General features: G+C 63.4%; 14 protein-coding genes. 10 read left to right on the top strand and 4 right to left on the bottom strand.

Annotation, left to right across the window (positions count from 1 at the left end; all coding sequences use genetic code 11):
- Positions 1 to 44: 44 nt before the first annotated feature.
- The 3 genes from pgeF to ACPW75_RS22390 all read left to right on the top strand — a co-directional run bounded on the left by pgeF (position 45) and on the right by ACPW75_RS22390 (position 4441).
- Positions 45 to 782 (top strand): peptidoglycan editing factor PgeF, encoded by a 738-nt coding sequence (pgeF, locus tag ACPW75_RS22380; RefSeq protein WP_077095693.1) that lies wholly within the window; start codon positions 45 to 47, stop codon positions 780 to 782.
- A 200-nt stretch (positions 783 to 982) separates the two neighbouring features.
- Entirely contained in the window at positions 983 to 3556 is a 2574-nt protein-coding gene (clpB, locus tag ACPW75_RS22385) for an ATP-dependent chaperone ClpB (protein WP_077095692.1), read from the top strand.
- A gap of 60 nt (positions 3557 to 3616) precedes the next feature.
- Complete coding sequence (locus ACPW75_RS22390) at positions 3617 to 4441, top strand: MBL fold metallo-hydrolase (RefSeq protein WP_077095691.1); 825 nt, start codon at positions 3617 to 3619, stop codon at positions 4439 to 4441.
- Between the two features lie 210 nt (positions 4442 to 4651).
- On the opposite strand, the gene asnA is transcribed toward ACPW75_RS22390, so the two are convergent.
- Positions 4652 to 5644 (bottom strand): aspartate--ammonia ligase, encoded by a 993-nt coding sequence (asnA, locus tag ACPW75_RS22395; protein WP_016352287.1) that lies wholly within the window; start codon positions 5642 to 5644, stop codon positions 4652 to 4654.
- Between the two features lie 153 nt (positions 5645 to 5797).
- Between asnA and asnC the strand changes: the two genes are divergently transcribed.
- A complete protein-coding gene (asnC, locus tag ACPW75_RS22400; RefSeq protein WP_011707730.1) occupies positions 5798 to 6259 on the top strand; it encodes a transcriptional regulator AsnC in 462 nt (153 codons plus the stop codon).
- 94 nt (positions 6260 to 6353) lie between these two features.
- Here asnC and ACPW75_RS22405 read toward each other — a convergent pair whose 3' ends face one another.
- Positions 6354 to 7118 (bottom strand): substrate-binding periplasmic protein, encoded by a 765-nt coding sequence (locus tag ACPW75_RS22405; RefSeq protein WP_077095690.1) that lies wholly within the window; start codon positions 7116 to 7118, stop codon positions 6354 to 6356.
- Between the two features lie 85 nt (positions 7119 to 7203).
- Between ACPW75_RS22405 and ACPW75_RS22410 the strand changes: the two genes are divergently transcribed.
- Positions 7204 to 7740, top strand: coding sequence for a DUF2301 domain-containing membrane protein (locus ACPW75_RS22410; RefSeq protein WP_041216795.1), 537 nt, complete (start codon positions 7204 to 7206; stop codon positions 7738 to 7740).
- Here the strand turns inward: ACPW75_RS22410 and ACPW75_RS22415 are convergent.
- Positions 7737 to 8141, bottom strand: a complete 405-nt coding sequence (locus tag ACPW75_RS22415) for a CBS domain-containing protein (protein ID WP_029304913.1) — start codon at positions 8139 to 8141, stop codon at positions 7737 to 7739. The genes ACPW75_RS22410 and ACPW75_RS22415 overlap by 4 nt on opposite strands.
- 120 nt (positions 8142 to 8261) lie before the next feature.
- Between ACPW75_RS22415 and ACPW75_RS22420 the strand changes: the two genes are divergently transcribed.
- Entirely contained in the window at positions 8262 to 8966 is a 705-nt protein-coding gene (locus tag ACPW75_RS22420; protein WP_043164177.1) for an SDR family oxidoreductase, read from the top strand.
- A gap of 2 nt (positions 8967 to 8968) precedes the next feature.
- On the opposite strand, the gene ACPW75_RS22425 is transcribed toward ACPW75_RS22420, so the two are convergent.
- Complete coding sequence (locus tag ACPW75_RS22425) at positions 8969 to 9484, bottom strand: 2-amino-4-hydroxy-6-hydroxymethyldihydropteridine diphosphokinase (protein ID WP_011707725.1); 516 nt, start codon at positions 9482 to 9484, stop codon at positions 8969 to 8971.
- Between the two features lie 129 nt (positions 9485 to 9613).
- Here ACPW75_RS22425 and ACPW75_RS22430 point away from each other — a divergent pair, with 129 nt between their 5' ends.
- From ACPW75_RS22430 to ACPW75_RS22445, 4 genes are all read left to right on the top strand, one after another.
- Positions 9614 to 9706 carry a YnhF family membrane protein gene (locus ACPW75_RS22430; RefSeq protein ID WP_143238958.1) on the top strand — a complete coding sequence of 31 codons (93 nt, stop codon included), beginning with the start codon at positions 9614 to 9616 and terminating at the stop codon, positions 9704 to 9706.
- Between the two features lie 98 nt (positions 9707 to 9804).
- Positions 9805 to 11205, top strand: coding sequence for a sensor histidine kinase (locus ACPW75_RS22435; protein ID WP_011707724.1), 1401 nt, complete (start codon positions 9805 to 9807; stop codon positions 11203 to 11205).
- A gap of 8 nt (positions 11206 to 11213) precedes the next feature.
- On the top strand, positions 11214 to 11729 hold the full coding sequence (locus tag ACPW75_RS22440; protein ID WP_011707723.1) for a hypothetical protein: 516 nt from the start codon (positions 11214 to 11216) through the stop codon (positions 11727 to 11729).
- Positions 11726 to 13006 carry a sigma 54-interacting transcriptional regulator gene (locus ACPW75_RS22445; RefSeq protein WP_011707722.1) on the top strand — a complete coding sequence of 427 codons (1281 nt, stop codon included), beginning with the start codon at positions 11726 to 11728 and terminating at the stop codon, positions 13004 to 13006. Before ACPW75_RS22440 ends, ACPW75_RS22445 begins: the two co-directional genes overlap by 4 nt.
- The last annotated feature ends 28 nt before the right edge of the window (positions 13007 to 13034 follow it).

Here is a 13034-nt window from a genome sequence, read left to right on the forward strand (position 1 = left end):
TGCAGCCAAGGGGCCCCGTTTTATATGAAGGAGAGGAGCCACAGATGAAATGGATCGAACCCGACTGGCCGGCACCGGCCAAGGTCCGCGCCCTGTCGACCACCCGTGACGGCGGGATCAGCGAGGGGGTCTTTGCCGGCCTCAACCTGGGGGCCCACGTGGGGGACGAGCCGGCACGGGTCGAGGCCAACCGGACCCGGCTGCAGCAGGCGGCGGGGATCCCCGGCACTCTCAACTGGCTCAATCAGGTGCACGGCACCGCGGTGCATCCCGTCAGCCGCGACTATGGCTGTGCGCCGGATGCGGATGCCGCCTGTGCCCGTGAGGCGGGTCAGGCCTGCATCGTGATGACCGCCGACTGCCTGCCGGTGCTGTTCTGCGATCGGGCCGGCACCGTGGTGGCCGCCGCCCACGCCGGCTGGCGCGGGCTGCAGGGGGGCGTACTGGAGGCGAGCATCGCCGCCATGGGCTGCGAGCCGGGCGAGATCCTGGCCTGGCTGGGTCCGGCCATCGGCCCCACTGCATTTGAAGTGGGTGGCGAGGTGCGCGAGGCCTTTATGGCCGAGCAGGCCGAGGCGGCGGCTGCGTTCGTCCCTTCGCCCAACGAAGGGAAATGGCTGGCGGATATCTACCAGCTGGCGCGGTTGCGCCTTACCCGCGCCGGTGTCACCGCCGTCTATGGCGGCGAACATTGCACCTTCAGCGATAGCGAGCAGTTCTACTCTTATCGTCGCGACGGCCAGACCGGTCGCATGGCCTCCCTCATCTGGTTGGTCCGCTAAGCAATCACCCGCCAAGTAATAGCCCGCCTCTCTCAAGAACAGATCCGTATGAGAGAGGCGGGGATCCTGCCCTCTCCCCGCTTTGCAGAAAAAATAACCAGCCTCGCCCCTTGAAATAGTCCGTACGGGCCTCATCTTTCATCTCAGAAAGTTATGTTGTTTGCCGCGCAAGCGGCGTCTGTCTTGAAAGGGGGAGTGCAATGCGCCTCGATCGCCTGACCAGCAAATTCCAGATTGCTATTTCCGATGCCCAGTCTCTTGCGCTGGGTCGTGACCACCAATTCATCGAACCCGTTCACCTGATGACCGCACTGGTCAATCAGGATGGCGGCTCCATCCGTCCGTTGCTCACCCTGACCGGGATGGATATCAACGCCCTGCGCTCCCGTCTCGGTGAGGAGCTGGATCGCCTGCCGCGCGTCAGCGGCGTGGAAGGGGACGTGCAGCTCTCCAACGGCCTCGGCCGCCTGCTCAACGTCTGCGACAAACTGGCCCAGCAGCGCAAGGATCAGTTCATCTCCTCCGAGCTGTTCGTGCTGGCTGCCCTCGACGAGAAGGGGACGCTGGGTGAGCTGCTGCGCGCCCAGGGGCTGACCAAAGAGAAACTGGAAGCGGCCATCGACAAGGTGCGTGGCGGCAAGAAGGTGGAGGATGCCAACGCCGAGGAGAACCGTCAGGCGCTGGAGAAGTACACCATCGATCTGACCGAGCGGGCCGAAATCGGCAAGCTCGACCCGGTGATCGGCCGTGATGACGAGATCCGCCGTACCATTCAGGTGCTGCAACGCCGTACCAAGAACAACCCTGTGCTGATCGGTGCTCCTGGTGTCGGCAAGACCGCCATCGTCGAGGGGCTGGCTCAGCGCATCATCAACGGCGAAGTGCCGGAGGGGCTCAAGAACAAGCGGGTGCTGTCGCTGGACATGGGGGCGCTGGTGGCCGGTGCCAAGTATCGCGGCGAGTTTGAAGAGCGGCTCAAGGCCGTGCTGACCGATCTCGCCAAGGAGGAGGGCAACGTCATCCTCTTCATCGACGAGCTGCACACCATGGTCGGCGCCGGCAAGGGTGAGGGGGCCATGGACGCGGGCAACATGCTCAAACCGGCGCTGGCCCGTGGCGACCTGCACTGTGTCGGCGCCACCACCCTGGACGAGTACCGCCAGTACATCGAAAAAGATGCCGCCCTTGAGCGCCGCTTCCAGAAGGTGCTGGTGGAGGAGCCGAGCGTGGAGGACACCATCGCCATCCTGCGCGGCCTGAAGGAGCGTTATGAACTGCACCACCATGTGCAGATCACCGACCCCGCCATCGTGGCGGCGGCCCAGCTGTCGCACCGTTACATCGCGGATCGCCAGCTGCCGGACAAGGCTATCGACCTCATCGACGAGGCGGCGGCCAGCATCCGGCTGCAGATCGACTCCAAGCCCGAGTCCCTCGACCGGCTCGAGCGGCGCATCATCCAGCTCAAGCTGGAGCAGCAGGCGCTGATGAAGGAGGACGATGACGCCAGCCGCAAGCGGCTCGAGCTGATCAATCAGGAAATCAGCGAAAAAGATCGCGAATACAACGAGCTGGATGAGGTATGGAAGGCCGAGAAGGCCGCCCTCGCCGGCACCCAGCACATCAAGACGGCCCTCGAGCAGGCCCGCCAGGATCTCGACGTGGCGCGCCGCGCAGGCGACCTGGGTCGCATGTCCGAGCTGCAGTACGGCCGCATTCCGGAGCTGGAGAAACAGCTGGATCTCGCCACCCAGGCCGAGATGCAGGAGACCAGCCTGCTGCGCAACCGGGTCACCGATGTGGAGATTGCCGACGTCTTGGCCCGCTGGACCGGCATTCCGGTGGCCCGCATGCTGGAAGGGGAGCGCGACAAGCTGCTGCGGATGGAAGATCAGCTGCACAGCCGGGTGATCGGCCAGGAAGAGGCGGTCGAGGCGGTTTCCAACGCCATTCGCCGCTCCCGTGCCGGGCTGTCCGATCCGAACCGCCCCATCGGCTCCTTCCTGTTCCTGGGGCCCACCGGGGTGGGCAAGACCGAGCTGTGCAAGGCGCTGGCCGAGTTCCTGTTCGATACCCAGGACGCCATGGTGCGGATCGATATGTCGGAGTTCATGGAGAAACACAGCGTGGCCCGTCTGGTGGGGGCGCCTCCGGGATACGTGGGTTACGAGGAGGGCGGTTATCTGACCGAGGCGGTACGCCGTCGCCCCTACTCGGTGATCCTGCTGGATGAAGTGGAGAAGGCACACCCGGACGTGTTCAACATCCTGCTGCAGGTGCTGGACGATGGCCGCCTGACCGATGGTCAGGGTCGTACCGTCGATTTTCGCAACTCGGTGGTGATCATGACCTCCAACCTAGGGTCGGATCTCATCCAGGAGCACCACTCCGAGAAGGATTACGACGAGATGAAAGGCATGCTGATGGAGGTGCTGACTCGCAGCTTCCGGCCGGAGTTCATCAACCGGATCGACGAGACGGTGGTGTTCCACCCGCTCGGTGAGGAGCACATCAAGTCCATCGCCCGCATCCAGCTCAAGAGTCTGATGGGTCGTCTCGAGGCCCAGGGTTACGAGGTGGAGGTGAGCGAGGCGCTGCTCGAGAAGCTGGTGCACGCCGGGTTCGATCCCGTCTACGGGGCGCGTCCCCTCAAGCGGGCGATCCAGCACAAGGTGGAGAACCCGCTGGCGCAGGCGCTGCTCTCCGGCCGTATCGTGCCGGGCAAAAAGCTGGTGCTGGGGGCCGACAGCAATGGCCTCACCATGACCCAGTAATGGGATTGTCGATGAAAAACGCAGGCCTCGTGCCTGCGTTTTGTTTTCAGGGGAAGCGAGATGCTGAAATTTTCCGTGCTGGTGGATGACGACGTTCATCTGCCTGGCTGTCTGCCCGAGCGAGGGTTGGCGCTGCTGCTGGAGTGTGACGGCCTCAGGGTGCTGTTCGACAGCGGCCGTGGCCGGGCGCTGCGCCACAACGCCGCCGTGATGGGGATCGATCTCGCCTCGCTCACCCATGTGGTGCTCTCCCACGGTCATTACGACCATGTGGGCGGGGTCGGCTCGCTGCCCGTCTACCCAAGACCCATCCCGCTCATCGCCTGTCCGGACGTGTTCTGCGAGCGGGGCTACTTCCTGTCGCTCCCCTTCTGGCGGCGCAACCTCTATCGCCTGTCGGGGTCGCTGGCTCGGGAGTCGCTGCCGGCCAAGGGATTGCTCCCCCACTGCTCGGCCGAGCCGGTGTGGCTCTCGGATCGTCTGGTGTTCCTCGGCAGCATTGTGCGGCGCGACCGGGCTGCGCCTTCGCTGCTCGGCTACATAGTGCGGGGTGGGCGGGTGGAGAAAGACCTTATCAGCGACGATTCGGCGCTGGCCTACAAGAGCGAGCAGGGGCTCATCGTCTTTATCGGTTGTGGCCACGCCGGGGTCGAGAACATCGTCGAGTGGGCCAAGGAGGTGTGTGGTGACGAGCGGATCCACGCCGTCATCGGCGGCCTGCACCTGAAGTTTTCCGGCCCAGAGCGGGCGGTGGCGCTCGGTGCCTATCTGCAGGAAGAGGCGGTGGATCAGTTGTTTGCCTGCCACTGCACCGGCAGCAGAAAGGCGGGGTTGCCGCGTCAGCGCCAGATCGGGGCCGGGTTCGAACACAGTTTTTCGGCGTAAAAAAAACGGCAATCCGAAGATTGCCGGGAGGAATGTAGTGAAGCGACCTGACGTGGGTTGAGCGGGTCGCAGGGGCAAGCCCCCGATTGCGAAGCGCGGCCACTGCTGGCCTCGCTTCTTACAGCCTGCCGGGGATGCGCTCGCTCAACCCCGACGGCCACCTGCCTGTTGCCATGCCGGCGGCGATGACGCCGGCATGGCCTTCATTCGTTACAGCATGCCTTGCACGGCGGCTTTCATCTCGGCCGGCCAGACGCCGACCTGGACCTGGCCGATATGCTCTTTTTGCAGCAGCAGCATGGCCAGACGGGATTGGCCGATGCCGCCGCCGATGGTTTGCGGCATCCGTGCGGCCAGCAGATCCTGGTGCCAGTCGTACTGCAGGCGATCCTCGTCGCCTGTGATAGCCAGCTGACGGCGCAGCGCCTCGGCGTCGACCCGGATCCCCATGGAGGAGATCTCGAAACTGTCCTGCAGTACCGGGTTCCACACCAGGATGTCACCGTTCAGACCGGCCAGACCCAGCTCGCTGTGGCTGCTCCAGTCGTCGTAGTCCGGGGCACGCACGTCGTGGCGCTCGCCGTGGGAGAGGGCACCGCCGATACCGATCAGGAACACGGCCCCCAGCTCCTTGGCGATGGCACGCTCGCGCCCCTTGGCATCGAGATCCGGGTAGCGGGTCAGCAGCTCTTCGCTGTGCAGAAACTGGATCTCGGCCGGCAGGAAGGGGGTCAGCTCGTGCTCGGCGCAGACCGCGCGCTCGGTGGCCTTGATGGCGGCCCAGATGCCGCGCACGGTTTCCTGCAGGTAGGCCAGATCGCGGCGCTCGCTCGGCATCACCTTCTCCCAGTCCCACTGATCCACGTAGACGGAGTGGATGGGGGTGAGGCGATCCTCGTCCGGACGCAGCGCCTTCATGTGGGTGTAGATGCCTTCGCCCGGGCCGAAACCGAAGCGACCCAGGGTCTGGCGCTTCCATTTGGCCAGTGAATGCACCACTTCATAGCTGTGCTCAGGCAGGGTCTTCACCTTGACCTGCACCGCATTCTCGTGGCCAGAGAGGTTGTCTTGAGTGCCATCACCGACCCGGCTCAGAATGGGGGCTTGCACCTCCATCAGACCCAGCTGCTGGGCGAGTTGGCGGGAGAACATCTCTTTGACGAAGCTGATCTGTTGCTGGCTGCGAATGTAGTGCTGTTTCATGCTGAATACCTGTCTTGAACCCGTTGGATGTGAGGATTCTTCAACAGATTGCCAACTAAATTCAATATTCGATAATAGAAATAGGCTTTGTGTATTTTTTTCTTCAAAATACACCGGTAATTAATGATGAATCATCAACGGGAGTGCAAAAAAGTGCCGGAAAATTATCGGATCGATAATCTCGATCAGGCCATCCTCACCGCCCTGATGGAGAATGCGCGCATTCCCTATGCCGAGCTTGCCAAACAACTGCTGGTCAGCCCGGGCACCATCCATGTGCGGGTGGAGAAGATGAAGCAGGCGGGCATCATCGAGGGAACGCGGGTGCAGGTGAACCCCAAGAAGCTGGGCTACGACGTCTGCTGCTTCATCGGCATCAATCTGAAGAGCGCCAAGGATTACCCCTCGGCGCTGGCCAAGCTGCAGGCGCTGGACGAAGTGGTGGAGGCCTACTACACCACCGGCCACTACAGCATCTTCATGAAGGTGATGACCCGCTCCATCGACGAGCTGCAGACGGTGCTGATCCACAAGATCCAGACCATCGACGAGATCCAGTCCACCGAGACGTTAATCTCGCTGCAAAACCCGATCTTGCGGGATGTGAAGCCTTAAGGACTGAGGGACGCGGGAGCTCCATTTCACATGCGAAACCCGGATTTCACTGCAGAGCCCGATATTGCGAGGTGTGCAGCCCTGACGGTCGGGATCAGGGCTCGATATAGGGGATGCCGTAGTGGTCGTAGATGGCCTTGAGCCGGCCGTCGCGCTTCATGCGCAGTAGCTCGGCGTCGTAGGCCGCCATCAGGGCCGGGGTGGTGGCATCGGCCCTGGCCTTGGTCCAGACGGTGTAGTAAGGGCTGGCCTTGAGCGGCTTGGGCAGGTAATCGAGCTTGCCCTCCAGCCCCTCCTCCTTGATCTGGGCGAAGGCGGTGACCAGCGGCATGGGCACCACGTCGATGCGCCCGGCGATCAGCTTGCGCAGTTGCAGCTGGTTGATGGGGATCTCCTGGAAGTGATAGGCCGGGTCGGCGAGGGCGGCGGTCAGCTCCGGGGTATAGGAGAAATCCTTGGTGATGCCGATGCGCCAGGGTTTCAGATCGCTCAGCGTGTCGTAGCGGATCTTCAGCAGGTCGGCCTTGCGCACGAAGAAGTGCCAGCTGTGGCGCAGGTGGGCCTGCTGTGGGTAGAGCAGATAGCGCTCCCGCTCCGGCTTGTAGGAGTGGGTCATCACCAGGTCGTACACCCCGGTTTCGGCGTTGCGGGTCAGCCGGGCGCCGGAGTCGGTCAGCTCGATGCGGATGGGAATGCGCAGCTTGCCGAAGATGGTGCTGACCACGTCCACGTCCAGACCATGGGGAACGCCCTGTGCATCCAGATACTTCAGCGGCGGCTCCAGGGTGCCACCGATGATCAACTCTTTGGCCTGCAGCCAGAGGGGGAACAACAGGCAGAGCAGAATGAATCTTCGCAAACCACATCTCCTGCACGGAATAGGGAATCGCTCGCGGGCATAATTCAAGTATATTGGCCCCTACCTGCAACAGAGGCGACCGCCGATGGCAAACCCTGAAATAGAAAGCGAGCTGGACGGCATCGACAGAGTGTCGGTCTGCCTCTATCGCCTTGGCTTGAGTCTGGCAGCCTTGCTGCTGCTGTGTCGAGGGGCAAGCCTGCTGCTCGGGCAGGATTTTTTGGCGCCGGCGAGCTGGCTGGTGGCGCTGGCCGTGGCCAGCGGGGTATGCGGGTTATGCCTGCATGTCTATGACAAGCGCATTCGCTTTGTGCTGCAGGGGCTGGGCTGGGGCGCCCTGCTGCTCAGTGCGAGCGGGGCGCCGGATGTGCTGGTGCTGGGGGCGGCGTTGGCCACCTTGGCGGGGCTGGCCTTCAAGGAGCAGTTCTGCTTCGCCATTCCGGGGATCAGGGCGGTCCCTCTGTTGCTGCCCCTGTTGTGGCTGCTGGAGCTGGCCGGCATCGGCTGGGCCGCCGCCCTGGTGGCGCTGGTGTGCGGGTTGCTGCTCTGCCTGCTCTCCTTGGCCAAGTGGCGCATGCCGCTGCACTTCGATATCGGCGACAAGGGGCGCTACCAGATCTAGGTGGGCAGGCAGCCCTTCATCTGGGTGTTGAGGGCCTGCATGACCTGCCGGCGGCTGATGATGCCGACGACCCGGTTCCCCTCCAGCACCGGATAGACCTTGGGTCTGGCCTCGGTCATCTGGCGGGCCAGATCCAGTATGCTGTCATCCGGGCTGACCGAGAGCGGTGTCCGGCTCATCAGATCCTCGACCCGGGTGCGGGTATCGCAGTGATAGCTGCCGGTGAGCAGGCTCGGGATGCAATCCTGCTCGGAGAGAAAACCGATCAACCGCTGCTGCGGGTCCAGCACCGGCAGGCCGCTGAGGCCTGAGTCATGCAGCCGATCCAGCGCCTCGGCCAGGCCGAGCTGCGGGGTGAGGGAGTGGGTCGAACGGCTCATGTGATCGCGGATCTGTAACATGGAAGTGGCTCCGTTAAGGTGGTAATGGCGCCACTATGCCCGCCGGGTGGCGGCCACGGCCAATGGCTTGTGCCGTGGGGATCGATAGGTATCCCCCGGCCGGACAATCAAGGAGAGGGTATGCGTGCATTGGTGACGGGGTGTGGCCGCCGGCTTGGTTTCTATCTGTGCGAACAGCTGGTGGCGGCGGGTTGGCAGGTGACGGGCAGCTATCGCAGCGAACGACCCGAGCTGGCGCGGCTGCGGGCGCTGGGGGTCGAGCTGGTGCAGGCGGATTTCGCGCGCGAGGAGGAGGTCGGCAAGCTGATCGAGGCGCTGGCGGTCCATCAGGATCTGGCGCTGGTGATCCACAACGCCTCGGCGTTTGAGCCGCAGGCGGCGGATCCGGCGGCGCAGCTGGCCCAGTTTGATCAGTTCTACCGGGTGCACATGGCGGCCCCCTTCCAGCTGAACCGGGCGCTGGCGCCCCAGCTGGCGCGCAACGCCAATGCCGGCATCATTCACATCACCGACATCTACATCCACGCGCCGGCACCCCAGTTCGCCAGCTATGTGGCCACCAAGGCGGGGGCCCACTCGCTGGCCATGAGCTTTGCCCGCGAGCTGGCACCCGCCGTCCGGGTCAATACCATAGAGCCGGGCCCCATTCTGTTTCTCGACGAGCATGGCGATGCGTGGCGCCAGCAGGTGCTGGCGAAGACGCCGCTGGCGCGGGAAGGGGGGCTGGCGCCCATCTGGCAGGCGGTTCAGCTGTTGATGCAGAACGACTACATGACCGGGGCCAGCATCCGGGTGGATGGCGGCCGCGGTCTGGCCGTCATCTAGGGTCAGCGCAGGAGTGCGGCGGGGGTCGCCATCTCCTGTTGCAGGGCGATGGGGGCGAGACCGACCTGGCGCTCCTCGATCACCTTGCCTGCCATCAAGCGGGTATGCAGCGGCAGGGTCACCTTGCGATCATGCACCTGGCCACGGCCATAGAGCTCCGCCAGCAGCTCGTCGAGATAGGCATCGACCCGGGCGGTGGAGAAGTCATCGCTCTGGCTGCTGGCCAGGATGTCGATGTCCAGCGGCCGGTCCAGCACCTTGCAGCGCGGATCGCTGCGATCCCGGCCGTGGGCCAGCTCCATGGCGACGAAGTGTGCCTTGAGCTGGTGCGGAGCCAGCTCGCTCTCGGCGACGAACAGGCAGTTGAGGAAATCATGGCTGGAGTGCATCCCGACCGGCTTGGTCTGGATCACCGAGCTCAGCTGCAGGCGGCCAAAGTGCACGAGCAGCTCGCCGACCGCCTGACTGACGTGCTGATGGGGGTCAAGATTCGATCCAATGCTACACAGATAGAACATGTCACCGGTCCTTGGATGGGGCTCATCTGAAATTCATACACAGCTCACGGTTATCGGGTTAACTATGCATTAACATCGGTTTGTCTGTTGTGATCAGGCTCTATCATCTTGGCAAGAAAGGAGGTTTGCATGAGCGTGGAACTGAAATGGGCACTGCTGACCGCATCTGGCGCATTGGCCATGATCCTGACTATCTGTGTGGCATCCGTCGGTCTGGCGTAATGCCCAAGCTGCAGCATGAACCGGCCCTCTGGCCGGTTTTGCTTTTTGGGGGAGTGCAGATATGCTGACCCACCCCTGCTGAATTGAGATAGTCCAAGATGACCAAGGTACGCCCACGCTCCCTGCTGCAAGTGGTATTGATGGGGTTTGTTCTGGTGTTGATGCCTTTGGGCGGCATGATCTGGCACGACAGCCAGTCCCTCGAACACCTCAGCCAGTTGACCAGCGACGAGCTGGAACGGGCAGTGCGCGACACCCGTCGAGCGACGCTGCTGACCACCCAAGCCATTGATCTTGAACGTACTCTTCGTCGCTATGCGGTGCTGGGAGATGAGCGCATCCTGGCCAGTTATCAGCAGCAGCTGGCGAGTTATCGCAGCCTGCTGGCCGCTCACCAGAGTTCCATCCCGGATGCCGAGGCTTACACGGGTCTCGAGCAGGCGCTCGCCTGGCTCGACAGCCTGCAGGATCTCGCCCGCGCCAAGGCCGAGTCAAACAGCCCCAAATTTGATGAATTTAATCAGGTTAATCAGCAGCTTGAGATTATCACCCGCAGCCAGGTAGACGAGCATGTCAGCCGGGTGCGGGCGACCATCGCCGCCCTGATGACGGAGATCTGGTGGGTCAGCGGTTTCGTGGCGGTGCTCAGCCTGCTGCTGGTGCTGCTGTTTACCTATCTGATCATCCACCCGGTGCGTCAGATTGAGTCGCGGATCTTGAGTCTGGGGGCCGGCGTGGAACCGGACAAACGCCCGGTGGACGGGCCGGCCGAACTGGTATTGCTGGGGGAGCGGATCGTCTGGTTGCACGATAAATTGAAGGAGCTGGAGCAGCAGAAATACCAGTTCCTGCGCCACGTTTCCCACGAGCTGAAGACCCCGCTGGCGGTGCTGCGGGAAGGGGCGGATCTGCTCTCCGAGCAGCTTGTAGGGCCGCTCACCCCGGATCAGCAGGAGATTTGCCAGATGCTGGAGGAGAACAGCCGCCGGCTGCAGACCCTGATCGAACGGCTGCTCGACTTCAACCGGCTCAGCCAGCAGGAGGTGTTCACCCTGACCCCGGTGGCGCTGGCGCCCCTGCTGTCAGAATTGTCTGCAGAGTACCGGCTGGCGCTGGAATCCAAACAAATCAGTGTACACTTGCCGACCGATCCGATCACCCTGCAGGCCGAGCCATATCGCTTGCGGCTGATCCTCGATAATCTGTTCTCCAATGCGGTCAGCTACGGCGCCAGCGGCGGGCAGATCTGGATCCGCGCTGGGCAGGATGGCAACGGCAGCTGGCTGGAGGTGGCCAACGAAGGGCCCGCGATTCCGCTGGCTGAGCGGGAGCGGATCTTCGAGCCCTTCGAGCAGGGCAGTATTGTGCGCCAGGGGCTGCTGAAAGGCTCAGGCATGGGGCTCTCCATCGCCCGGGAATCGGCGATGAGCCTTGGCGGCGAGTTGGTATTGGTTGAAGATGAACAGGCGGATGTCTGTTTCCGGTTGACGTTGAAGTGAAGCCCAAGATGAAACAATGTGTTGTTCCGGTATTGATGATGAGCCTGCTCACAGGCTGTTCCCTGCTGCCAGCGCGTGACCCGGCGGCGTCGCCGGATCTCGCCCTCGCCAAACGGATGGAGTTTGCCAACAAGGAGATGCAGGTGCGCCTGCAATACTCGGACTGGCTGCTGGCCAGCCATGCCCAGCAGCGGGCCCAGGAGCGCCAGCGTCTCAAGGGGGCGACCGATATCGAGAGCCGGGTCAGTCTGGCCATGGTCAACACCCACCCCTCCGAGTCGGTGGCCAGCCGGCGGGCCGGTCTGGACAAGCTCAAGAGCCTGCTGCCGGAGCTCGGGCTGGATGCCCAGGCCTTCTTGCGCAGCTGGATCGCCCTCGGCGAGGAGCTGCTGGCCCGCGACAGCCGGCGCGACGATCAGAGTCAGGAGGTGCAGCGTCTGCGCCGCCAGATCGAGCAACTCTCCGCCATCGATGATCAACTCAATCAGCGCAAGCTGAACGGCAATGGCGAGGCGCTGAAATGAGTCGCATCCTGCTGGTCGATGACGATGCCAGCCTGCTCAAGCTGATGAGCATGCGCCTGCGCAGCCAGGGCTATGAGGTGGATACCGCCGACAGCGCCGAAGGGGCGCTGGACCGGCTGCGCCAGCAACGGGCCGATCTGGTGCTGAGCGATCTGCGCATGGCCGGCATGGACGGGCTGGCGCTGTTCGAGCGGATCCAGTCCCAGTGGCTGGGGCTGCCGGTCATCATCATGACCGCCCATGGCACCATTCCCGATGCCATTCAGGCCACCCGCTCCGGGGTGTTCAGTTTTCTCACCAAGCCCATCGACAAGGATGAGCTGTTCGCCACCATAGAACACGCGTTGAGCCTGACGCGCCCAAAGCAGCGACAGGATTGGCAGTCGCTGATCCTGACCCGCAACCCGCAGATGGAGCAGTTGCTGATCCAGGCTGGCAGCATCGCCGCCATGGAAGTGCCCGTGCTGATCATGGGCCCTTCCGGTTCCGGCAAGGGCGTCATGACCCAGGCGCTGCACCAGGCCAGCAGCCGGCGTGACAAGCCGCTGCATGTCATCAACTGTGCCGCCCTGCCGTGGGCGGCGCTGGATCTGCAGCTGTTCGGTGAGGATGGCCAGTCCGGCCTGTTTGAACAGGCCAAGGGAGCGACCCTGTTTCTCGACGAGATAGGGGACCTGTCGGAATCGCTGCAGGCCAAGCTGCTGCAGGTGTTGCAGGAGTACGGCCAGGGCACGCCCGAGGTGCGGGTCATCAGCTCCAGCCATCAGGACCTGGTGGCGGCGATGGAGGAGGGGCGCTTTCGGGAAGATCTCTTCTATCGGCTCAACGTGGCCAACATCACCTTGCCCCCCTTGAGCGCCCGCAGTGAAGACATTCCGCTGCTGGCCAGGCAGGCGCTGGATGATTATCGCAGCCGCCACGGCGACTGCGCTGCCCTCGGCTTCTCGCCGGAGGCGCTGGCCCTGCTGGCGGCGGCGGGTTGGCCCGGCAACGTGCGCCAGCTCTGCAGCGTGGTGGAGCAGCTGGCCAGCCTCTGCTGCAGTCCGGTGATCGGTGCCGCCATGGTGGAGTCTGCCCTGAGTGGCGGCAGTGGTGGCATCCCCTCCTTCAACGAGGCGCGGGCCGAGTTCGAAAAGGAGTATCTGATCCGGCTGCTGCGCACCACCGAGGGCAATGTGACCCTGGCGGCCAACATGGCGGGCAGAAACCGCACCGATTTCTACAAGCTGTTGAATCGGCACGGCATCGAAGCCGCGAACTTCAAGTCGAAGGGATAAATGACAGAGGGGCGGCCCGTCGATGACG

The sequence above is a fragment of the Aeromonas sp. FL131 genome (assembly GCF_049860615.1).
Lineage (GTDB): Bacteria > Pseudomonadota > Gammaproteobacteria > Enterobacterales > Aeromonadaceae > Aeromonas > Aeromonas hydrophila.